We start from the raw sequence: 25,036 nt of genomic DNA, 5'->3' as shown, positions 1-25,036 counted from the left end.
AAAATTAAGAATCTAGAAGTTGTAAACTACTTCCAATTTGTGAGCTTTGAGAGCTTCTTTAGCTTTATCAAAGTTTTCTGTGAAACCTAAAATATAACCTCCTCCACCAGAGCCACAAAGTTTTAAGTAGTAATCATTAGTTTCAAGCCCATTCTTCCACAATTCGTGAAATTGTGCAGGAATCATAGGTTTAAAATTATTCAAAACAATCTTAGACAATTGCTTTGTGTTTTTGAAAAGTGATTTTATATCACCTTTTAGGAAATCATCTACACAAGCATCCGTATGTTTTATAAATTGGTCTTTTAACATGCTTCGGAAACCTTCATTCTTCATATTTTCCATGAAAATGCTCACCATAGGTGCTGTTTCTCCGACGCTACCACTATCTAGTAAAAATACAGCTCCTTTTCCATCCGTTTTTTGGGAAGGAATTCCTGTAGCTTCAATATTATCTTTTGAATTTATTAAGATAGGAAGGCTTAGATAACTATTTAATGGGTCTAAACCAGAAGATTTTCCATGAAAAAAAGATTCCATAGCCGAAAAAATCTCTTTAAGTCTTAGTAGTTTTTCGCGTGTTAAATTCTCTAAAACTGTAATTTTATCCGTTGCGTATTTATCGTAAATCGCTGCAACCAAAGCTCCACTACTACCAACACCATAACCTTGTGGTATAGAAGAATCGAAGTACATACCAGACTCCACATCTTTCTCTAATTCAGAGAAGTTAAACGTTACTAAATCCTTGTCTAAATCTTTAAGGTAAGTTACAAATCGCTTTAAGCTATCATTAGATTTTATAGCTTCAGTTGATGGATTTTCATCAACCTTTAAAGCACCGTTATAAAAATTGTAAGGAATAGATAAACCTTTAGAATCTTTAATGATTCCGTATTCTCCAAAAAGAAGAATTTTAGAATAAAATAGTGGTCCTTTCATGTATTTAAAGCAATTTCTTTAACAAATATACGTATTAAATTTCTATTTGGTTCGCCCCGAAACCTATTTGATCACAAATATAATGGCCATTTTCACAATAGCTAACCAATTCATTATTAATAAACTCTAATATATTTTCTTTTTCGACCTCAGGATACAACACATGAACATTTGCTCCCGCATCTAGTGTGAAGCAAATTTTTGAATTTGTTTTTTCTCTGTAAGCCCAAATTTTATTTATAATCTGAAGTGTGTTTGGCTTCATTAAAATGAAATACGGCATACTGGTCATCATCATAGCATGCAGCGTTAATGCTTCACTTTCTACAATCTTGATAAACTCATCTAAATTACCAGAAGCTAATATAGTTTTCAGTTTCCCTAAGTTATCATGAGCTTGAGTAAAACGTTGTTTTGCAAACGGATGACCATACATGAGCTTATGACCAACAGTGCTACTCACCTGCTTTTCACCTTTATCTACTAACAAGATAGTGTCTTGATAATTTTTGAAATTTGGATGAATGTCATCGGTATATTTTACACCATACAAATCTGAACCGTCAGGAAAGCTTTCATTTTCTCCCCAAATCACTAGTTCTCCTTCAATACTACGACAAGCAGAACCCGATCCTAGACGTGCTAAAAAAGAGGCTTTTTGATTGAACACTTCATCTGAAACTTTTTCTTCGCTAAGTAAACGCTCTATACTCATTAAGCATAGAGACAAAGCACTCATACCGGAAGCAGAAGAAGCAATACCTGAACTATGCGGAAAGGTGTTAGAGGTCTCTATCTTAAAATGATAATCTCTTAAAAAGGGCATATATGCTTCAATACGGTCAAAAAACGTTTGAATTTTTGGCTTAAAAGCTTCGTTTTTATCACCTTCAAAATAAACATCAAAGCTAAATTCCTTATTCTGTTTTTTAGTAAAGGTAAGTTCCGTGATAGTCTTACAGTTAGATAATGTAAAACTTATAGAAGGATTTTCTGGAATTTGATTTTCCTTTTTTCCCCAGTATTTTACTAAGGCTATGTTGCTAGGAGACTCCCATTTTACTAAGCCACTTTCTATACCTGAATTATAGTTCTTTAGAATAAAATCTTCCACTCTCATTGTCTAAGGTTCTGTCGACAAAGATAGCAACTTTACCATGGTTTTATAGTTTCTGGCAGTTGCATTTATTTTTAGTTTTCGTTCAAAAAAATTGAGACTGAATTTTGCATTGCCATAACCTTTTTCTGAATAGAAGTAAATGCAATTTTTCAGAATACTATATTCTTCATTTTCATAAACTTTTTGTGACGCTTCTTCAACTAAACTTTTCTCTGGTATTTCGCTTAGCATCGCAAAATAGCTATTGATTTTCTTCTCTTTAGAAAAAGGGCAATCATTAAAAATCGTTTTTAATTCTTCTCTTGTTTTAACCAAAACCGAAACATCAAACCCAAAATGATTCAGAATATTATCCTTTATTAAACATTCGAGTTCAGCTTTACTCTGTATTTTGGATTGAAATATAACGTTCCCACTCTGTATATACGTTTTTACATTTTCCAAACCTGATTTTGTGAGTAGCTCTCTGAGTTCCGCCATCGGAACTTTCTTATGACCACCTACATTAATCCCTCTAATTAGAGCGACATAGTGATAAGTATTTTCTTCCATGAGTTATAAGACTGAGAATAATTAATATAGTTAAATATATAAGTATTTGATTTTGATATCATAAAAAAGTTTAGATTTGCCCACATATACAATATTGTTATGCGTTGCCCCAAAACTAACATAGCTCTTGTAATAATATCCTTCTTTGCCCTTAAATCTGTAGTTGCACAAAGCTATTCTACAAACAAAGAAGTTGATTCTGTTTATTTCTTAAATCAGCCAAAGGTAGAATCTTTGGTAAGAAACGACAGCCTTTATGAAGCTACGACCTTATTAAATGAGACCATTACTTATTCTAAGAAGAATAATTTAAATGCTCAACTTGCCGATTCTTATTTTGCCTTAGGCAAGATTTTAACCAAAATGTCTAACTATAAAAATGCTGAGACCTATTACCTAAAGGCGTTGCACATTTATGATTCTTTAGGAAGCAACAAAGGTAAAGACATTGCGTTTTCCGGATTGGTAAGCACTTATCTATTAGATAAAAACTATACGCGGTTTGATAGTATATATCCAATAGCACAAAGACAATCTAAATCTATTAATAGTGAACTCTATTTTAAAAATTTAGATAGTGAAGTTAAACGGTATTACTATGCTTATGAAAACCAAAAGCTTTATGAAACTTCGAAGTTTGCTTTAGAACAACTAGATTCAACCGATTTTAGCAAGATTACAATTTCAGGTACTTATGAAGATATAAGTAGTTTAAAAAACCGATTCAGGTTATCCTATACCTACCATAATGCCATAGCAAAGATTAAACTTCCAAACAACAAAACGTATGGTTACAAGGAACTTTTTGCTATTGACGAAAATGACTTAAAAGTGGCTTTTGACAATGAAGATCATGATGATGCTTATCGTAAATTAGGTACATTTAACTATTATAAATACCTATACTACAACCAGATAAATAAGAATTTAGATTCTGCCAATAAATACCTATTAAAATCTGACACTTACAAATACAGAGCACTTATTGATTTTGAAAATAGAAATGCCAAAAATGGTGAGTTAATTTACAAAATCATAAATACCGAACAGCAACTAAATCTTGCAAATGAACTTCAAAAACAAGACGCTAAGACTTCTAAAATACTAATATGGATTACTACATTAATAGGTATAGTCCTATTAGGAACTTTAGTTGTGTTTTTCTTCTACTTTAAAGCCCGAAAGAATGTTACTAAAATCAACCGAGAGCTTAAAGAAAGTAACAAAAAACTCATTGATATTGACAAGAACCGTTTAGAGTTCTTCTCAATACTTAGTCATGAATTACGCACACCAATCTATGGCATTACTGGTTTGGCGACACTTGTTAATCAAGAAAAAGATGAAGAAAAACGACAATCTTACCTCGACTCTTTAATTTCATCAAGTAGTTATTTATCGGTATTGATTGACAATATTCTTCAAGCTAATAAACTAAAGTTTGACAAGAAGGAACTAAGGCAAAAGCCAAATAACATCAATAACATTGTACAAAACGTAATTGGCACTGTTAAGGTCGCTGCAAAAGACAAAGGCATTGAACTAAAAACCAATATTGAAACTTTTGATGATTCCGAACAACTTCTAATAGACAAGGTGGCTTTTAGCCAAATCTTAATCAATTTGGCTTACAACGCTATTAGATATACAAAAGAAGGTCATGTTTGCATCAATGTAAAAGAGAAAAAGCGTACTTCTGATACATTAAGATTAAGATTTGAAATTAAAGATACCGGAATTGGCATTAAAGAAGAACACAGATCCGTTGTATTTAATGCTTTTGAAAACAGAACATTCTTAGAGAAAAACAGTAGTGGTTCTGGTTTAGGGCTATACATTGTAAAAACGCTACTTAAAAGTCATAACTCTGATATTGATTTTACATCCCAACCTAATGTTGGCACAACATTCTTTTTTGAAATAGACTTTGATATTGCGCCCACTGCAGAAGACAACATCAAAACGCTTTCAGCATATAAAAAAGAAATGCATGTTTTAGTTGTAGATGACAATAAAGTAAACTTACTTATCACCAAAAAGAACCTAGAAAAAATTGAAGGTTATCATGCTGAAATAGTTACAAACGGAAGAGAAGCTATTTCTATGATTAAAAACAAGGCTTACGATTTAATTCTAATGGATATTAATATGCCAGATATGGATGGTTATGAAGCTAGTAAACACATTAGAATGTTTAATCCTAAAATACCGATTCTGGCTCTTACCGCTTTAAATTCTTCTGAAATATTGATGAAAGCACAAGAAGCTGGTATAAATCAAATCATTACTAAACCTTATAATTTTGAAGATTTTAAGGCAATTGTACTAAATCATTCCAATGCCAGCGATCTTTATTTTAATTGTATAGCTTTTGAAACAATGTAAGCTCCTGTCCATGCATTTTGAAAATTAAAACCTCCTGTTATAGCATCAACATTGATGACTTCGCCTGCAAAATACAGATGAGGAACCAACTTGCTTTCGTAGGTTTTAAAATTTATGTCTTTAAGATCTACACCACCTGCAGTTACAAACTCTTCTTTGAATGTACTTTTTCCTGTAACTTCAAAAACAGCTTGGGTAAGTTGAGAAGCTAACGCTTCTAATTGATCCTTATTGATATCTGACCATCGTTCGTTATCATTTATATGAGAAGCAATAACCAACTGTTTCCAAAGTCGTTTTGGCAATTCAAATTGTGCTGAATTAAAAACCGTTTTCTTAGCCAATTCTTGCTTCAAAATTTTCAACTGCTCTAGACAGCTTTCAAAATCTAGCCGAATAAAGTTTACTTCAATTTTAAAATTATAATCCAATTCTGCCAACTCAACAGCACCGAATGCGGAAAGTTTTAATATAGCTGGTGCGCTCATTCCTACATGTGTAATTAACAAAGGTCCTTCGGAGTACAAGTTGGTATTTACAACCTTAACCTCAACATCTTTAGCTACAACACCTGGTATATCTTTAATTCTACTATCCTTAATATCAAACGTAAATAGTGATGGTACAGGCTCTATAATTTTATGCCCTAAAGTTTTTAAAACTTGCCACATCTTAGGATTACTTCCTGTTGCAATAATAACTTTATCACTCTTTAAATTACCTTCGGAAGTTTCTATACTAAAAACACCATCATTATTAGATATTGACTTTACATTGTAGTTGTATAATATGTCAACATTGTGCTTTTTTGCTTCGTACAGAAAACAATCAATTATGGTTTGAGAAGAATTTGATATCGGAAACATCCTTCCGTCATCTTCTATTTTAAGTTCAACACCTCGCTCTTCAAACCACGCAATGGTGTCACCTGTCATAAATGTATGAAAGGGTCCTAACAACTCTTTTTCTCCTCTTGGGTAATTTTTTACTAATTCCGAAGGTATAAATTCGGCATGGGTAACATTGCAACGTCCACCACCTGAGATCTTTACTTTTTGAAGTCCTGTTTTGCCTTTTTCTAAAATGGCTACAGATAAATCTGGATTTTGTTCAGCAACATTTATTGCCGCAAAAAAACCAGCTGCACCTCCACCAATGATTATAATGTTGTATGTATTATTCAAACTTAATTTTTAAGAAGATTTTGTGAGTATTTTCTTTGAGTTAAGCGTTACCACTATTACCTTGAAATAAAAAACATAAAATTACAATGATATTCTTCAATAGACTAATATTAGTATTACTTATAGCTACTTCATGCAAATCTTTAGGACAATTAAAAATAGAAGGTTCAATAAACAATAGCTTGGAAGAAGTCTCGGCTGCAGAAAAAGACTTGAAAGAAAATTTACTTTGGGTGATTCAAGACAGAGGAAACGACAATGACCTTATTGCTCTAGAAATGGATGGTTCTATTGCCAGATCCATAAAAATTGAAAATGCTGAAAATGAAGATTGGGAAGATTTAACTGCCGATGATAAAGGCAATATTTATATCGGTGATTTTGGCAACAATAGTGAAAAACGTGAAAAATTCACTATTTACAAAGTAAAGTATGAGGACTTAAACAAAAAAAGTACTAATGCTGAAATTATTGAGTTCACTCTACCTAAAAAACAAGATTCTAAAGATTTTGAATCCTTTTTTCTGTTGAATAATCATTTCTATATAATTAGTAAAGAGAAAAATAAGTTTGTTGTCTTAAAAGTGAAAAATGAAGCTGGTAAACAAGAAGCTAAAGTTCATACCAAACACGATTTAAAAGGTAAAAACAATAAAATAACCTCAGCTGACATAAGCGATGATGGAAAAATTATTGTTTTACTAAATCATGATAAACTCTGGAAAATAGACAACTTTAAAGATGATGACTTTTTTGAAGGAGACCTTAAAGAATTAGAATTTGATCATGACTCTCAAAAAGAAGGTATTTGTTTTGACTCTAATAATAAAGTCATAATCACTGATGAGCGTAATGGTGATGAAGGTGGAAACATTTACACCTTCTCAATTGACTAAGCGTTTTCTATTTGGTAATTTTTAGATTGTAGATATTCCTTGAAGTCTAGCTGAGAATTTATCTTGGATTTACCTGTTGTTTGGTAAATGTTCTTCTGCTTTGCATCAATGATTCGCCCTTTGGTATTATCATGCCATTGTAAATCTATACAGGTTTCAATGGTTTTTTTAATATCATCATCTTGAATTGGAACAATAACCTCTACTCTTCGGTCTAAATTACGCTCCATACAATCAGCAGAACCAATGAACATCTCATTTTTTCCGTTATTTCCAAAAACATAAACTCTGGCGTGTTCTAAATACTTACCTACAATGCTGATAACTTCAATATTTTCACTAATACCTTTTAATCTTGGAACCAAACAACAAATACCTCTAACCAATAGTTTTATTTTAACACCAAATTGAGATGCTTTATAAAGACGATCAATAATATCTTTATCTTCCAAACTATTCATTTTGAAGAACAAGTAACCATTACCTCCATTTTTTGCAATGTCTATTTCGTTATCAATACGGTTATTAAGTTCTTTTCGTGTAGTGAATGGTGACATCCAAATTTTAGAAATAGATGGTTCATAGGAAGTGTCTAAAAGAAATTTAAAGACTTCTTTTAGGTCTGTAGCAATAGCTTTATCTGAAGTTAACAATCCAAAATCTGCATACATTTTGGCACTGTTTTCATTAAAATTCCCTGTCCCTATATAGCCAATATTTTTTGTTTTGGTTTCTATTAGTAAAATTTTAGAATGCACTTTAATATCTGGCATACTATAAAGTACACGAGCTCCTGCCTTATCTAATTTTTCTCCCCATTCTATATTATTTTCTTCATCAAATCGTGCTTTGGCTTCAACAAAAACAGTTACTTTTTTTCCTTTCGCCAAGCAATTCATTAAACCAATAGCAACCGAAGAATCTTTGGAAATTCGGTATAATGTAATATAGATATGGTTTACATCCTTTCGCTCAGAAGCCTCATTAATCAAGTTTAAAATTGAGTCATATTTCTGATATGGGAAGGATAATAATTCATTTTTCTCACTAATATGATCAATAATACTATCAACCAATTCTAAACTGTGATGATCCAATTGCCCATTGTTAGATTCACTAATTCTACTTTCAATTTCAGGAAAATGAAAAAAGTCACTAAAATTATGAAAGCGTCCACCTGGCATTAAATCCGTTTTCTTAAGGCTTAAGCATTTTCGAAGAATTTTAACGTCTTCCTTTCCAATACTAGAATCGTATAAAACCCGTGTTGGTATACCATAATCCCTATGTTTTAAACTTTGTTTTATCAGTTCTATTAATTCCCCATCTTCCTCTTCATAGTACAACTCACCATCTCTAGTAATCTTAACACTAAATAAGTCTTCTCCACTTAATTCTGGTAGAACTTTTGAAATATTATCTCTAATAATTTCATCTAAAAAAGTAATATGCTTTTTCTCTCCTATTCCTGGAAATGTTATAAAACGACCACATTTTTTAGTAGGAATAGAAATTAATAAAGGTTGAGAGACATTAGCAAAAAAGAATAATTCTTTATCTTTAATAAAGGACAAATCTAAATCTGAATTTAGCTCATAAATCTTCAACGGCTTTTTTACTGAAGCTTCAAAAAACTCTGATGAAAATTCTTGCTGAATATCATTAAAATCTGATGCCTCAATAAGATTAACACCTTCAATATTTAGTTCTTTAAGTAGTTTTTCTTTATAGATAAAACCGAATCTTTCCTGAAGCTTATCAACCCTTTTCTGAATAGCCTTAATTATTTTTTTGGGCTTTTCCTTTAAACGAAGTGGTGAGTCTTTTTGAAGTCTTCTAAACTGTCGAAGTTTAGATACTCTTACACGATAGAATTCATCAAGATTAGAGGAAAATATCGCTAAAAACTTTAAGCGATCATTAAGACTGTTAGTCTTATCTTCAGCTTCTTGCAATACTCTTTCGTTAAACGAAAGCCAACTTAAATCTCTATGGTAATATTTCTTTTCAGACATTGAACAAAATTAGCAGTAAGAATTCAGAAAAAAGTTAAGCCAATATTATTTTGTAGTGTTATGACTTTATGGTTTTGTAATAGGATTCAATAACTTTTAAATCGGCTTCATTGTTGTTATTTACCTTGGCATCCTCGTAAAGATTTTTACCTTCATTTTTAATAGCTTCAATATAATCTTCAGAAAATACATCTTCTGTTTTAGCTAAGAACGACAACATTTTAAACAGTTTTATAACAATAACTGCATCATGTTTACAATAGGTTCTAAATGCAGACATTACATAGTACAGCAGCTCGTTAAAATCAACCGTATTGACATAAATCAAAGGTTTATTATCAGCATCAAAATAGAAACTCTTGTCATTTTTTCTAAGTCGGATTGAAAACAATTCAGTGAGATAATCTATAGCATTCACTGCTGTACCAGGATCATTAATACCTGGAGACATAGCCTTAATAGCAATCTCAGTAATCTGCTTAAATGCTAAAACATAATTATCTTCTACTAATTCACTTTTGTCGTAACGAAACGTTTCTCTAATTTTCTCTATCTGATCATCACTCAAATCTTTATCCGAAGAAATTAGAGGTAAATCCTTTAGAATATAATCGCCTTTAACAGGAATGACTTTGAATTTGATATTTTCGGTTGTTGCTATTTCAGCTAAAGTTTCAAGTCCTATATCTTGAAAATATCCAGAATCAGTTGATTTAACAGAGGTCCATTCGCTAGTATCAGGAAAATCTGTATTACAATCTTTTTCGGTATCAATTTCTTTATTGAGTCTTAATTTTGCTTTTCTGTAGATTCTATCCATGATATTATTTACCTGAATCTCTTGCGAAATAGAGTGTATAAAATAGATAAATGCACCAAGACATAGCGTCATAATCACAATAGCCAAAAGCACCGAAAAGCCTGGTAATTGATATTTATTACCATTAGGTTCTATGGCAACAAGGGTAAAAATACAATACAGTAAAGATGCATTGTAAATTCCTAATATTACCTGATGCTTTCTGTTGGATATTAAACCTGGCAAAACTCTGGGTGAAAAGTTACTCGAGGCTTGATTTAGAAGAACCATAACCATAGAAAAACTAAACACCATGATGGAGATGAGACCTGCTATGAAAGTGGTGAGTAAATTCCTGGCTGTATCAGTGTCATTAACTACTAAAATAGGAGCATGCTCTACCAAATACTCAGAGACTCCTTTATTTTCAAAATAAAACATTGCGAAAGCAAAGAATACACCTACCAAACTAATTAATGTTGGGTAAAAAGCAATTCTACTCTCTAACTTGTATATGTAGTTAAAATACTTGTTGAAAAAGGATGTCATTTTTGTTTAGAAGTTTAAACCAAAACCAAAGGTGAGTCTAAGTCCTTCAACGCTATGAAATAAATTAAATGTTCCTGAAACACTCTCTGCGGCTGTAACCCAAAAACCACCACCATAATCGTTGTGCCATTTATCTGAAAAATCTCCTGTAAGCCAAACTCTACCAACATCAAATCCACCAAAAACACCTATTTGTAATGGTAACGTTCCTGTCTTAAACTGGTTAAAACTATAACGTAAATCGGTACTTCCTACTAATGAATTTCTACCTGTAAAACGATCTCTTCTAAATCCTCTTAAACTATTGAGTCCACCAATATTTGCCGCTTGATAAAATTGAAAACCATTACCAAACCTTAACTGTGTTCTTAAGTCTGTTTTTAGAACTAGCTTTCTATTTCTTGAAAGTGAATTATAGAACCCTAAGTTAGAATTTAGATAGCCATAAGTATTATCTGTTTCGTTTAATTCTGTTTTAGCACCTAGATTAAGCAAAAAGTTCATACCTCTTGAAGGGTTTAACTTCTTATCATAACTCTCGTAATTATATTCTGCTTCAAGCGCACCAAAAACCCTTCTTTCATAAAACTCTTCATCTGTAGCTGGCACAAAATCCGTGATAAATCTACCTGCGGTATTATCTACTTCAATCGCCTCAAAAATGGCTCTAAAACCATAGTCACTACCAAAACTACCTCTTTTGAGGATTCCTGCTTTTGCCATGTAAATACTTGTTTTTACACGGTTGTAATCAAAATCTAAATCATCATCTAGATTAACAGTTTCGTTACCAAACCCAAAGAAGTTATTTACAAAGTTTTCTGATGTAAACCTACCTCCAATATGCAGATTCCAATCGTTCATGATATTAGCAAATTCCCCATCATACTCTAAAGAAAAACCACTTGTTGCAAAAAAGTATCCTCCTTTAAATCTGTGTTGCTGTGAGAAAGGATTTCTTTGAAAACCTTTTTTTGTTCTTACATAAGATATACCTAATGACACTCCGTCATCTGGATTGAAACCAACAGCTGGTGTTGTTACAAAATCTTTCTTAATATTCTTTTTAAAGTCGAATAAATTAAGCTTATAAACATCCGTAAATCTTACAGTTGCACCATTATTTTCTTCAATGGTATTTTTCTTGCTTTCATGATCATAAATCTTAACCCTTCTACCATTTTTAATGATATAAGTGTCATTTTCTAAACCACCAATAAGTCTTGTGAAAATAGGTTTTTTTCCTTCGCCTTTAACTTCGAAGATATCTTTGTCATCTAGACCGTAGATCCATATTTCTTTAGTAATGTCTCTATTAAACGTTTTATCTACAAGTACATCTGCTTTTTCACCACCTTTTATTCTCCAAATCTTTACGCTTGTTTCGTTATCCCTAATTCGGTTAACTTCTATATAATCATCTTTATCCGTACCAGTGAGAATAACTAATTCATTAAGGTGATTATAATAGCGCTCAGCAATGTCTGTAAGATTTTGTCGTCTACCTTTTAAATTTTTCTTAATTACTCTCAGTGTAGAATCTTGAACTGTTTCAGGAACTTTAGTAAACGCTTTATCGATGACATCATCTGTAACGTTCTCTTGTAAAAACTTGGCTTGTTCCATCCATTGTTCTCTTGTAGATTGCTGAACAAGTACTCGATCTAAACGAATTCCTGCTGCATTCATCCATTCAATATCTTTTAACTCGCTATCATAAACTTGAAGCTGATTTGATGCCCCAGAAATAAGTCTCATAACATCTAGTAAAGTACCATCGAAATTTGAAAACACTTGATCTCTATCCCTTGGAATAGGTTTGAAGACCTTATCTCCATTTTCTTGATCGAACTGTGCCCACCTCCATTGATCTTGGTGGCGATCCCAATCACCAATTAGCATATCAAACAATCGAGCTCGTACAAACGCATTTTGGTCTATTTTATATTTTTCATCATCTCTTACTTTTTCTATGATATCGTGCGTACTTTCAATGTCATCTGCATAACCAAAGTTTCTTTCGTGACTGTAGTTTTCTTCTGGTCGCTCTTCTATCATATATAGCTCACCTCCATATTCCTTGTTGAACTTCCCTAAATGTTTATGCTTTGGAATAAAAAACAATCTTGGATTTGTATGATAAACCTGCGCTGCATCTGATAAGTCTGGAACAGTTAGAAATGCATAAGGATGAGCTGCTGTGTAAAAATCTAAAATTAATTCCTCAACAGCAGTTTTTTCAAATTCATCTTGTATATAAGTATCCTTAAATAAAACCGTTTGTAAATATTGTGTCGCACTCTTTTTGAGCGCTCTCATGTTTAACTCTCTACCATCTTTGGTCTTAAGACGCAATGAGCGTGTTTGGTGTCCACCACCAGCTCTTACGACCTCAAGACCTCCGTAAAGTGTATCTAAAGTAGCAACCTTTGCTGTAATTTTTTTACTGTAAACATCGCGATAATGATTTCCCCAAATAGATTTGAAAAAATCTGACTTATCAGTTTGTTCTGCTGTGTAAACAGAGACTTCTATTTCTTGAGGAAATGTATCTGGTAAATCAGACACATCATACTCTTCTGTAGGTTTAAAAACTTCTGTGGTAAATAACTGTTTTGCTTTACCGTTTTCCTCTCCAAAATAAGTTACCCAAGCACTACCATCTTTAAATATTTTAAGCTCTGCAAAACCTTGTTTTCCATAAGAAAAAACACCATGATCACCCAGCTCTACTGCAGATTCTTTAGCACCAGAACCCGAAACAATTTGTTTAATTTTTTCATTGACATTGTACTGCAATGTATGTTCGTGACCTGAAACAAAAACCAGTTTATCTTCGTCTAAAGCCATGGTTTCTATACGATTCATTAAGTTGTTATAACTCTCATTATAACGATCTTGAATAGATACACCTCCTTGAGTTCTAATCTGCGTTGCTAACGACGCAAGAATTGGCACTGGAATTTTTTTCTGTCCTGGAAACAAGTGTTTTTCTAAAGCATATTGACCACCGTGAGTTCCGTTGGTATACATTGGATGATGCATAGCTAAGATTACCGTTTTATTTTGTGCTTTCTTAAGCTCACCCTCTAATTCCAAAAAGAATCTATCTCTTGTTTTTATTTCACACTTATCATTTATACTTGGATGATCATTCCAATTTTCAAGATACCATTGTGTATCTATAATTATCAATTTAATGTTCTCACCAACATCAAAATCTTCCAAGGGACATCCATTTTCTGGCTGAAAAGTATTATCACCTAAAGCATCTTCAATATATTTTTCTTCTCGCTTTAAACCTTTTACACCATCAGCATACCAATCGTGGTTTCCAGGGATAAACAGAACCTCACCTTCAAAATCCTTGAGTGCTCGTATTTGCCCATCCAAACCATTCTCAGCATCTTTTCTTCCTTTTTCATCTTTTGCTGGTAATCCTGCAGGATAAATATTGTCTCCTAAAAAAAGTGCATAGTCACCTTTTGTCTCTTTATCCGAAGTATAATCTTTAAAAGCCGTTAAGGCATTAGACATTCCGCCTTGTGGTGATAAGCCTGCGTCTCCAATAAGATAGAAGGTTCTTTCCACTTCCTTATCTGGAACAATATTAGTTTTGTCCTCTTCATTTTTGTACTGCGCATTGTAAGTAGCACAAGCTTGAAATAAAAATATGATTACTATTAACCTGGTTGATTTGTATAAGTTTTTCATAGGTGATTTTAAGATTGTAAAAATATTTAGATTGAAAACTAAACTTTAACTCTACTAATAAATATCTTAATGCTAATAATTAGTGTTTCTTGCTGCTTTATGGTATTGAAGCAATAAATACGAACTCTCTAATTTACGCAATTCGTACATTATTTTTGATAAAAGTATATTAGGAACTACAGGACAACATAGAGCAACCGACTTTATGTCTTGCCCAATCTGGTCGCTTTGCATACCAGTTTTCATACTTTGGTTGTTCGTCATAAGGCTTTTTCAGCATTTCAAATAGTTCATCTACTAAAGTGTAATCTGCTTCGTTAGCTTTATCTATTGCTAATTGCGCCATATAGTTTCTTAAGACATACTTAGGGTTAACAGAATTCATGTGTGATTGTCTTTCTTCGTCCGACAAGTTCTCTGATTTCAACCTATTGTTATAGTCTTGAAACCATTCATTCCACTGACTCTTTTTTTCATTAGATATATCATCTGGGAAATAGAATGCTTTTTTAACGACAGCAACACCTTCATTGGCTTTATCTTTTTTGAAATTTGACAATTCTCTGTAAAATATAGTCATATCCGTTTCGGACAGCAGTAAACACTCTTCTAAATTTTGAATGAGTTTAGCATCTTCATCATTGCTATTTTTCAAACCTAATTTTGCTCGCATCATATCAAGAAATTGTGCTTCAAATTCTTTTTGATAAGTGTTTAAAATATCTTCAAAAGGTTTTGGTTCTTCAACTAAAGGATAGAGAGCATTGGCCAATTGTAACAAATTCCATAATGCAATATTTGGCTGATTTCCATAATAGTAACGTTTATTTTGACTATCGGTAGTATTTGGTGTCCAACCAAAATCAAAATCCTCTAGCCAACCATATGGACCATAATCTATAGTCAACCCTAAAATAGACATATTATCTGTATTCATAACTCCATGAACAAACCCTACACGTTGCCAATGGATAATCATCTCTAATGTTCTATCGGTAACAGCCTTAAAAAATTTGATATAGGTTTCTTTAGAAGGTTTTCCTAGTTCTGGATAAAAATATTTTATGGTATAATCTGTAAGATTTTTAAGATTTTCAATCTCATTTCTGGCTGTGAAAAGTTCAAAATTTCCAAAACGAATAAAGCTTGGTGCCACTCTACAAACTATTGCGCCTTTTTCATACTCTGCATTTCCATTATAAAGCATGTCTCTCAAAACCTCATCACCAGATAACATAAGACTCAGCGCTCTGGTAGTTGGCACACCTAAATGATGCATCGCTTCGCTACAAAGATATTCTCGGATGGATGATCTTAAAACTGCTAAGCCATCTCCTTGGCGAGAATACGGTGTTTCACCAGACCCTTTGAGTTGCACAGCCCATCGCTTTGAGTCATGCACTACTTCAAATAAATTTATGGCTCTGCCATCACCAAGTTGTCCTGCCCAATTTCCAAACTGATGACCTGCATAAGCCATAGCATAAGGGTTAGTGTTAGGGTAAACTTTAGAACCTGAGAAAACATCTAGAAACTGACGCGTGTTTATATCTTTTTTTTGTAAACCCAAAGCTTTAACCATAGCTTCTGAAGCATGAATCAGTTTAGGTTTTGATGGAACTTTTGGTACTACAAACGAAAAAGCAGTATTAGAGACTTGCCTCCTTTTATTCTCTAAAACTGAATCAGCAGGCAGTTCTTTATTAAATGTATCCTCAATATTTATTTGCATCAATAAAAATCGCTTTTGTAATCATTTGAAATAAAACAAGACTATACTTTTGACATATACCCTTAAATTATTTATAAAAATACAACATCGCTATATGTGAAAGACAAAATAAAACGTTAAGTCTTGTAAATTTTGTAAATTCACATTGTTATAAAACCATAAAAAACCATGGCTAAATCCCTTACGGAAGAAACTAATGATTTTGTTTTTGATTACTTAAAGCAAAATCTCCCAGATACATACATTTATCACAACTATACACATACAGAACGTGTTTTTAATAGTGTAAATGAAATTATTGAAAATTCTGAATTTAGTGAGGAAGATATTCTTGTTTTAGAACTTACAGCTTTGTTACATGATGTAGGTTATGTAAAGGGACACGACAGTCATGAAGAGGATAGTGTAAAGATTGCTTCAGAATATCTGAAAGAAAAAGGAGTTGATGAGGAAATTATTAAGAAGGTTTCTGACTGTATTATGGCTACTAAATTTGATAATGAGCCAAAAAATGAATTAGAAAAAGTTATTAGAGATGCTGATGCCTCTCACTTTGGTAAAAAATATTTTGATGATGCTACCGAATTCTTGCGCAAAGAACTAGAACTACAAGACCGAAAAGTATATACTCCTGCAGAATGGAGAAATGAGAATATAAAAGTACTAACTAAACACCAGTTTTATACCGACTACGCTTTAAAAAACTGGCAAAGTAGAAAAGAAAAAAACCTTGCCAAATTAATGGGCAAGAAGAAAAAGCGTAAAAAGAAACTTGATGTAGAAAAACTTAAAGCCAAATACAAAACACAATATAAAAATCAAAGTCCTGAACGAGGTGTACAGACATTCTACAGAACGGCTTTGAGAAACCATATAAAGCTGAGTGATATAGCTGATACTAAAGCCAATATTCTTTTATCTGTAAATGCTATTATAATCTCTGTAGTATTAGCTAACTTAATCTCTAAATTAGACACAAACCCTTATCTAACTTGGCCTGTTGTCATTTTTACTTTGTTTTGTGTAGTTTCAATGATACTTTCGATCATTGCTACACGTCCAAATGTAACCAGTGGTGAGTTTACCAAAGAAGATGTTGCTAACCAAGAAGTAAACCTCAGTTTCTTCGGGAATTTCCACAAAATGAATCTTGAAGAATATGAATGGGCTATCAGCGAAATGGTAAAGGATAAAGATTATATTTATAAGGCACTAACCAAGGATTTATACTTTTTAGGAAAAGTACTAGAGCGAAAATATAGATTACTACGCATAACTTATACGGTTTTTATGGTTGGTATTATTGTCTCTCTTATAGCATTTGGAATTGCTGTAAAAAACAATCCTGGTGTAGATATTGATGATATGATTCCTGAAAATCAAAAAACTTCGATGATTATAAATGTTGATGACAATGAGGTTTTAAACGCTTAAGAAATTGATAAAGCCTTAAAGATCTATCCCTTAATCGTTTCCATTAAGTCATTATAAGTGTAGAAATTCTTATCATCTTTATCGTTATGATAAAGTATGCTTATTCTTAAAGCTTTAAGACCTGTTACACCTTGAAGATCTTCAAGTTCTAAATATTCTAAATCGGTATCTAGAACATGTTTAGACTGCAGAAATTTAATATAACCCACATATTCTTCTTCGTCCTCTTTTTGTGAATAGACAATGGTTAGCTTTCCTTTTTGTGTAGCGCGTTCTTCAGTTCCTTTTATAAATGCTTTGTCTACACGTTTTTTCACTACTTCGTATCTAGCATTGTAAGTTCCGTCCACATCAAAACGCTTTTCATCCATTCTAAATCTAATCGATAAAGGCTGATTAAATACTAGTACCATAGATGCTACATCTAATGCTATCGGATATTCATGCTGGTTTTGATAGTATTCATTTTCCATCTCGCACATCACCTGAAGCTGCCACAGCCTTAGGTTGTACAAATAAATCATGTTAAAACTATCTAGCTTCGTTATAGATTCACCGATGTACATGTTATGCTCTACACCATCTGTCTTAAAACGTTCAAAAAAGTGAGGGTACATTTCTTGTGCTTCAATTTGCTTTTCATCAAGCAATGAAGACATATTGGTATTAATGAGCTTAACGGTATCGTCATAATGCTTACGATAGAAGTAAATAACGTTAAGATCTGGATCTATCTTACTAAAATAATCTTCTATTTCTTCTTTAAGAAATTCTTGTGTTTGAGCTACAAGCTGAAAAACAGGCTTAATGTCTTCTTTTAAGAATACCGTAATGGCATGCTCACTATCTACTTTAAAACTATCTTTCAACTCATTATTGAAAGCCTCTATTTGAAATTTTATTTTCTCATAGATTGGCAAGTGTTTTTCTTTAAGACTCTTATCTAATATCTTTCCTGCAAGATTAAGCTGCATCATCAAGTCTTTCTTAGTAGCCTCATTTCTTGCATCCGAGGAACCTTTTACATCTATTTGTCCAAATAATGGATAAACATTATTAAAAGCAATTTTTCTAAAAGTTGGAGATTCATCTTTACTATATTCAGCTCTTATATAATTTCTAGCTTCTTGCACAAACTTCCAATGTACACTAGAGTGAATAGATGTACACTCTTTTTGTATTACAGCTTCGATTAAATTTTCTTCCTCAGATTTAGAACGCTCAACAGCTGACACAATAAAAGGCATTACGTCTACAAGTTTGTTAGCATTTACACTATTTAAGGCTTTTGGTCTTTCTGAGACAATTTCTAATATTCCCATTAAACCTTTATCGTTAGCTATTGGCGCAAAAATAGCACTCTGAATACCCTGTTCATACAGTACTTTAATATGTGGCAAATCACAATTGGAGCTTTCATACATTTCCTTCACATTAGATATTGTGAAGTATTTTTTCTCATGAAGTAATCTATTATAAGACCAATTACATAAGGCGTCTGTACAATAAGATGCTTCAAGTTCGTTAAGAAGATAACTTGTCATACCTGCACCATAAACTCTAACAAATGAATCATCATCCTTGTTATATATAGAAAAGCCTACATGAATATCTTTCAAACCAAGAAGTGAACGAAAGATTTCATGAAAATCTTTCATAAAGGCTTCATCCTTGCGCTTCCCTTTACCTAGTAGAGAAGATTTTATATTAGATATGGATTGATCGTCTGTGACATCTACAATATTAGAAATTACAAAACCTTTAAAATCGTAACTATTTGGTGGAAATTTTGTTTTCCACAATTCTAAATCATCAAAATTATCTATAAGCTGATCGTAATCTGCTGCTGTTATTTTTGGCGCATTCTTATTTGGCGTAATCTCTATAAAATCTGCATTATACAAGATTTTATAATAACGCATTACTCCCTTTTTATCTGGTATTTCGTAAAAAAATGGTCTTTTAAAATTAAGATCATATCCATAGCAATATCTCAAAATAATAGAACATGCAATAATGTAATTATGATCTTCAGGAAGGTTTTTAATTTCTAATTTAAAGTTATCTCCCGCATCATTTAGAATTTTCTTAAAACGCTCTGATTTATTAAATATAATGTCCTGAAGAGGTATTGACGCCGTTTTAATCTCATTGTGCGTTAAAATCGGGCTAAACGAATCTTGAAGAATACCGGAAATCTCTTTCTTATATTTCTCAATGAATGAAAAGTCGCTAAAGCCTTCCCTTAGAACAGGGTAGTCTTTTGCAATCTTCAAAACACGCTCAGCATTAGAAACTACTAAATCATTATCTGAATGAAGAAGTGCTTCGTAGCTTTTTAATAATTTATTAAAACTAACCTTTACGCTTAAAGGCGACTCTATGTGCTTATTAATATCCAATGAAAGAAAGTAGTTTTATTCCTAAGTTACAAAATTTTAATTGTAGTCGTGTATTAGTAGACGAACTTACACTAATATTTGTTACATATGAGCAAAAAAAACTATACTTTCTTTATACTAATTGCAAAACCACCGCCTTCTGCTAGTTTTACACTTAACTTAGAATCTTTAGAAATATCTATTTTTTCAATAGTAATATCAAGAGGATTGTTATCCCAGTGAGCGTTTTCACCATCTTTGTAAATAATAGCTTCGTATTTTTGATTTTCATCTAAAAAGTCGAAAGTTAAATCTAAAGTTCTCGCATTTTCATCTGTAATACCACCAACAAACCAATCACCTGTTTCACGCTCTTGTCTTGCTATGGTTACATAATCACCAACTTCTCCATTTAACACTTTGGTTTGTTGCCAATCTACACCAACAGCTTTTATAAATTGAAGTGGCTCTGGATTAGCTTCATAATGCTCTACTAAATCCGCTGCCATTTGTATTGGACTATAAATTACCACATACAATGCCAATTGCTGAGCAATAGTAGTGTTTACTTGATTATCTGGTTTATATTCATCAAACTTAATATTGAAAATACCAGGTGTAAAATCTATAGGACCAGATAACATTCTTGTAAAAGCTACAATCGGTAAATGCTCTGGCGGATTACCACCATCACTAGCCCACGCATTAAATTCTTGACCTCTTAAACCTTCACGCGAAATAATATTTGGATAAGTTCTACGTAAACCTGTTGCTTTAATTGGCTCATGAGCATTAACTGCAACTTCATAATCTGCTGCTTTTATAGCTGCATTGTTATAGTGATTTACCATATATTGTCCATGATGGTATTCACCCTTTGGAAGAATCTTACCAACGTAACCCGATTTCACAGAGTGCATACCGTATTTCTGCATTAGAGCATAAGCCGTATCTTGTTGTTTTGTGTACGTTTCGGTTGCTGCAGAAGTTTCGTGGTGCATTATAATTTCAACACCTTTTTCTTTAGCATAGCTTGTTACCTCCTCAATATCGTAATCTGGATATGGTGTTACAAAATCGAATACTCCTTCTCTATCCTCAAAACCGATCCAGTGTTCCCATCCTGTATTCCAACCTTCAACTAAAACACCTTTCATATTGTTTTTAGCTGAAAAATCAATAAACCGTTTTACATTTTCAGTATTTGCACCATGTGTTCCGTTAGATTTCCCTCCTTCAGTCCAAGTGCTCATATCTTGCGTCATACCATAATCCCAAGAAGATTTACCCAAATGCATTTCCCACCAAACACCTGTATATTTCATTGGTGTAAACCACGACACATCTCCTAACTTGTTTGGTTCATTCAAATTCACAATAAGTTTTGACTCTATTAATTCTGGTGCATTATCAGTAATTTGAATGGTTCTCCAAGGAGTATGAAAAGGCACTGTTTTTTTAACTTTGTAGTCTGTGTTTCTAGAACCAACTAGGTTACTTCTTAAATCAAAATTTTTAGTATCAACCTTCAAAGTCATTCCTGAATAATCTAATAAAGCGGCTTCATGAAAACTTAAATGCGTGCCATCTGCACCAACCATTGTCACAGGTGTGTTAACCGCATTTTCAGGTATATACGTTTGCGCTAAATCATTGTGGTTAGCGTATTGCAATGCATCTAACTCTGATAGTTTTGTTGTTTTATATAAATGTTCATAGATATCCCAATCTCCAGGAATCCAAAATGTTTTGTAATCTTCGGTTAGATTGAATTCTGTATGCTCGTCATTAATATAAACTTCACCTTTAAAATTGTCTTGCTCAGGGAACTCATATCTAAAACCAATACCATCATCATACACTTTAAACACAATGTTCATTAAGCGTGCAGCTTCATTATTCTCTTGAAGTTCTACTTTTAACTCGTTGTAATTGTTTACCACATCCAATTGTTCTCCCCAAGGCATTTGCCAAGTTTCGTTAAAAGATGATGTTGTTGCATTATTAATTTTGAAGTTTTCACTAAAATCTTCAACATCCTTAAAATCGAAACCTAAATACGATGTATCTACAACTGTTTTGTTGTTGAACATAACAGTGTAAAACGGTTTTCCTTTTGCATTGACATTGAAGTTAACTGCTATTCCAGAATTAGGTGATTTAACCTCTAAAACCTGCTCCTTTTCTGTTGAACAAGCATAAAGCGCTACAATAAATAGAGGTAAAATATATTTAAATTTCATAGTTATTTTTTTTCGATTAGTACAATACTAAAATTTGAGTTTATAGTAATTTTTCCATTTTCCACCGTTGCTGTTTCACCTGAATAAGCATCTCTCAACAAAGTGCCTTCCTCAAAGATTTTGGATACATCAATAGTTTTCTCGCCTTTATCTAAATCTAAACCTATAACAACCAAATCATTAAAGTCACCTTTCTGATAACTTCTGTAAAAGACATAAGGTTCTTGAGTTATCATCTGGTGAGTACCAGCTCCAATGGATGGATGGTGCTCTCTAAATTTACCCAATTTTTGCCAGTGTTCTAAGACTTCTTTTGTTTTATTATCTGATTTTACAGCTTCCCAATTCATGAACGAACGTAAAGTTGCATCTCCTTGCGTGCCTTCAACTACTAAAGGTCTTGCAGATTCATCACCATAATATACTTGCGATGTTCCTGGTGACAATAATAGTTTATTTGCTGTCTCAAATGGTTTTTCCCTTTTAGGATCAAATGGACCACCATCATCATGAGAGCTTAAATAATTTAGCACACCAAAACCTTTCAACTCTTTATTTAAAATACCTGAATAACGTTTAAATAGGTCTTCGTAACCATTCTCTCTAGCATTCCATTTGAATTCGAAATTGATTTGTGCATTGAACATATCATCATAATAGTTTACTTTTTTGTCACCATAATCAAATAGTTTTCCTCCACTGATGCCATAATTGTAAACTTCACCTACCAGATAAAAATCATTATCATCCATAACTTTTTCTGGATTGTTCTTTTTGAATTCCGCAAAAGCATAATCACACTCTTTTTTGAATTCTTCCCAAACATAGGCCTCGGTATGCTTTACCGTATCACATCTGTAACCATCAACACCAAATTCGGTGATGTAATCTGTAAGCCACTTCATGATATAAAAACGTGGTGCTCTTGGATGACCCGTTCTTTCAAAGAACTCGTCTAACTCTTTTACTTCTTGCTCATAACGCCCTTCTGCTTTCCATTTTTCAACCAGTTGCGGAGGTAACTCTACATTTTCATTGCTTTCAGTTCTGATATCTGGTAAGTTTTTAACCAAAGTACAACTTACAGTGTGTTCATAATTATCATAAGAACATTGTACATCTGTACGTACCAAATCTTCTGGCCAAACAGGATCCTTTTCTGTAACAGGACCTGTGTGATTAATCACTGCATCCAACACAATACGAATGCCTCTCGAATGCGCTTCTTTTACTAATTCATGCAAATCTTCTTTAGTACCATAATTTGGATCTATACTTGTCCAGTCCTTTGCCCAATACCCATGAAAACCATACGTTACACCTGTACCTTCATCTGTTCCTCCATGAATTTGTTCAACAATTGGAGTCATCCAAATAGCATTGATGCCTAAATCGGTGAAGTAGCCTTCTTTTACTTTTTGGGTAATGCCTTTGATATCTCCACCTTCAAAACCTCTAAGTTTTCCTGTTTCTTTGGTTCTATCAAAATTAACATCGTTGGATGTGTCTCCGTTGTTGAATCTGTCGGTTAACAGAAAATAGAGATTTGCCCCTTCCCAAACAAAAGGAGTTTCTTGTTTTGGTTTTTCTTCGAATACAGTTTTATTTTCTCTACAGCTAAGCATTGAAAAAGCTATAATGGTTACTAAAAAATATTTGTACATTATTGTTTAATTAAGATTTTATATTCCCAAGCTTCAATAGGCTGGGCATCTGTTGTAATTGTTTCAATCTCGCCAGTTAAGTAATTTTTATATTGTCCCTTCGGAATTACAACTCTGTTACCACTATCTGTGATATTTCCAACAAAAATCAATGATTCTTCTCCTTTACTTCTTTCAAACATTAAGATACTATCTGAGTATGGCATCGGTTTATATGAAGCCGCATCCTTCCCGCCGTTCAAAGCTACATTAGTGCTTTTAAGCTCTCCGAGTTTTTTCAGTAAGTCAAAATATTTACCTTTTTCTTTTGGAATAGAATCCTTTTCAAAAAACTTAAGGCGATGTTCCATATCATACTCCTGTCCACTATATATTAATGGCATTCCTGGCATCATATATTCTAATGTAGTAAATATGTCTTTTTTATCTCCCATACGCTCTTTTATGGTTCCGCTCCACGAATTTTCATCATGATTAGTAACAAAATTCATAAGAATATCATCCGCTTCATAATCCGTAGAAACTTTAGTCATATACTCATAAAAATCTTCAGGTGATTTTTCATCTTTTGCCATTCCATTCATTAAATGGTGACCATTCCAAGCATAAGCCATATCAAACAATTCGCCTTTTAGCAATTCTGGCTCCCAAGCTTCGGCTAACATAAAAATAGCTTTTTCACTTCTTAACTTAGAAATAGCCGTTTCCCAAAAATCGACAGGCACAGAACCAGCAACATCGCATCTAAAGCCGTCTACACCCTCATCTTTTACCCAATACAACATATCCTCAATCATTTCCTTGCGCATATCTTGATTGTCGTAGTTTAAATCTGCAACATCTGTCCAATCTGTACCTTCTGGATGAACAACTTCGCCATCTTCGTTTTGTGTGTAATAATCTGGATGATTTTTTAGCCACTCATGATCCCAACCTGTATGGTTTGGTACCCAATCTAAAATGACATAGATTCCGTTTTCATGAGCAGTGTTTACCAATTCTCTAAAGTCTTCTTTAGTTCCAAACTCAGGATTGATCTTTGTGAAATCGGTTACCGCATAGTAACTACCTAAGTATTTAGCTTGTTCTTCTTCTGGAAAATCAGAAGCGAATTTGCTATTTTCTCCACCTGTAGCTTTTCGTTTAGTTTCAGAAATAGGAAAGACTGGCATTAACCAAATGACTTTTACTCCCAATTCTTTTAAAGTTGGAATATCCTTGGTGAATTGATCAAAAGTACCTTCCGGAGAATATTGACGAATATTTGCTTCATAGATTACTGCTGTTTCCAAAATCTCATCTGAAATCGGTTCAATTTCAACACTGGTTTTTGACTCGTCTTCTACTATTTTAGTTTCCTTTTTTTCTTCTTTGCAACTTGCAAACAGAGCAATTGCAAAAAAGGTAAATATTAGTTTTTTCATGA

General features: G+C 32.8%; 15 protein-coding genes. 3 read left to right on the top strand and 12 right to left on the bottom strand.

Annotated features, from left to right (window positions below; all coding sequences use genetic code 11):
* Window positions 1-12 precede the first annotated feature (12 nt).
* From AC2H4K_RS10475 to AC2H4K_RS10465, 3 genes are read right to left on the bottom strand one after another with little or no spacing between them, the layout of a single operon-like run.
* Complete coding sequence (locus AC2H4K_RS10475; protein ID WP_281138962.1) at window positions 13-942, bottom strand: mevalonate kinase family protein; 930 nt, start codon at window positions 940-942, stop codon at window positions 13-15.
* A gap of 34 nt (window positions 943-976) precedes the next feature.
* Window positions 977-2,062 carry a diphosphomevalonate decarboxylase gene (locus tag AC2H4K_RS10470; RefSeq protein ID WP_281138963.1) on the bottom strand — a complete coding sequence of 362 codons (1,086 nt, stop codon included), beginning with the start codon at window positions 2,060-2,062 and terminating at the stop codon, window positions 977-979.
* 3 nt (window positions 2,063-2,065) lie between these two features.
* Window positions 2,066-2,614 (bottom strand): DUF1697 domain-containing protein, encoded by a 549-nt coding sequence (locus AC2H4K_RS10465; RefSeq protein ID WP_281138964.1) that lies wholly within the window; start codon window positions 2,612-2,614, stop codon window positions 2,066-2,068.
* Between the two features lie 99 nt (window positions 2,615-2,713).
* On the opposite strand from AC2H4K_RS10465, the gene AC2H4K_RS10460 reads away from it, so the two are divergent.
* The gene (locus tag AC2H4K_RS10460; RefSeq protein WP_281138965.1) at window positions 2,714-4,999 is read left to right on the top strand and encodes a response regulator; all 2,286 of its coding nucleotides are present in this window, start codon (window positions 2,714-2,716) and stop codon (window positions 4,997-4,999) included.
* On the opposite strand, the gene AC2H4K_RS10455 is transcribed toward AC2H4K_RS10460, so the two are convergent.
* Entirely contained in the window at window positions 4,966-6,183 is a 1,218-nt protein-coding gene (locus tag AC2H4K_RS10455; RefSeq protein ID WP_493742391.1) for a BaiN/RdsA family NAD(P)/FAD-dependent oxidoreductase, read from the bottom strand. The genes AC2H4K_RS10460 and AC2H4K_RS10455 overlap by 34 nt on opposite strands.
* Before the next feature lie 86 nt (window positions 6,184-6,269).
* Here AC2H4K_RS10455 and AC2H4K_RS10450 point away from each other — a divergent pair, with 86 nt between their 5' ends.
* Window positions 6,270-7,079 (top strand): SdiA-regulated domain-containing protein, encoded by an 810-nt coding sequence (locus AC2H4K_RS10450; protein ID WP_493742390.1) that lies wholly within the window; start codon window positions 6,270-6,272, stop codon window positions 7,077-7,079.
* Here the strand turns inward: AC2H4K_RS10450 and ppk1 are convergent.
* The 4 genes from ppk1 to AC2H4K_RS10430 form a co-directional block, all read right to left on the bottom strand.
* On the bottom strand, window positions 7,076-9,094 hold the full coding sequence (ppk1, locus tag AC2H4K_RS10445; RefSeq protein ID WP_493742389.1) for a polyphosphate kinase 1: 2,019 nt from the start codon (window positions 9,092-9,094) through the stop codon (window positions 7,076-7,078). The two genes, AC2H4K_RS10450 and ppk1, sit on opposite strands and share 4 nt — an antisense overlap.
* A gap of 58 nt (window positions 9,095-9,152) precedes the next feature.
* Window positions 9,153-10,442 carry a DUF2254 domain-containing protein gene (locus AC2H4K_RS10440; protein ID WP_281138969.1) on the bottom strand — a complete coding sequence of 430 codons (1,290 nt, stop codon included), beginning with the start codon at window positions 10,440-10,442 and terminating at the stop codon, window positions 9,153-9,155.
* Window positions 10,443-10,448: 6 nt separating this feature from the next.
* The gene (locus tag AC2H4K_RS10435) at window positions 10,449-14,156 is read right to left on the bottom strand and encodes a metallophosphoesterase (RefSeq protein ID WP_281138970.1); all 3,708 of its coding nucleotides are present in this window, start codon (window positions 14,154-14,156) and stop codon (window positions 10,449-10,451) included.
* A 169-nt stretch (window positions 14,157-14,325) separates the two neighbouring features.
* Window positions 14,326-15,888, bottom strand: a complete 1,563-nt coding sequence (locus tag AC2H4K_RS10430) for a protein adenylyltransferase SelO (RefSeq protein ID WP_281138971.1) — start codon at window positions 15,886-15,888, stop codon at window positions 14,326-14,328.
* A 168-nt stretch (window positions 15,889-16,056) separates the two neighbouring features.
* On the opposite strand from AC2H4K_RS10430, the gene AC2H4K_RS10425 reads away from it, so the two are divergent.
* Window positions 16,057-17,322 carry a Pycsar system effector family protein gene (locus AC2H4K_RS10425; protein WP_281138972.1) on the top strand — a complete coding sequence of 422 codons (1,266 nt, stop codon included), beginning with the start codon at window positions 16,057-16,059 and terminating at the stop codon, window positions 17,320-17,322.
* A 23-nt stretch (window positions 17,323-17,345) separates the two neighbouring features.
* On the opposite strand, the gene AC2H4K_RS10420 is transcribed toward AC2H4K_RS10425, so the two are convergent.
* The 4 genes from AC2H4K_RS10420 to AC2H4K_RS10405 all read right to left on the bottom strand — a co-directional run bounded on the left by AC2H4K_RS10420 (window position 17,346) and on the right by AC2H4K_RS10405 (window position 25,034).
* Window positions 17,346-19,724: a GAF domain-containing protein gene (locus tag AC2H4K_RS10420; protein ID WP_281138973.1), complete on the bottom strand. Its 2,379-nt coding sequence runs from the start codon at window positions 19,722-19,724 to the stop codon at window positions 17,346-17,348.
* A 101-nt stretch (window positions 19,725-19,825) separates the two neighbouring features.
* Window positions 19,826-21,946, bottom strand: coding sequence for a glycoside hydrolase family 97 protein (locus tag AC2H4K_RS10415; RefSeq protein ID WP_493742388.1), 2,121 nt, complete (start codon window positions 21,944-21,946; stop codon window positions 19,826-19,828).
* A 2-nt stretch (window positions 21,947-21,948) separates the two neighbouring features.
* Complete coding sequence (locus tag AC2H4K_RS10410) at window positions 21,949-23,610, bottom strand: alpha-amylase family glycosyl hydrolase (protein WP_493742387.1); 1,662 nt, start codon at window positions 23,608-23,610, stop codon at window positions 21,949-21,951.
* The gene (locus tag AC2H4K_RS10405; RefSeq protein WP_281138976.1) at window positions 23,610-25,034 is read right to left on the bottom strand and encodes an alpha-amylase family glycosyl hydrolase; all 1,425 of its coding nucleotides are present in this window, start codon (window positions 25,032-25,034) and stop codon (window positions 23,610-23,612) included. Before AC2H4K_RS10405 ends, AC2H4K_RS10410 begins: the two co-directional genes overlap by 1 nt.
* Between the last annotated feature and the right edge of the window lie 2 nt (window positions 25,035-25,036).

This window comes from Winogradskyella sp. 266wxhm (assembly GCF_058964685.1).
This window is presented reverse-complemented; position numbering and strand designations above follow the sequence as displayed.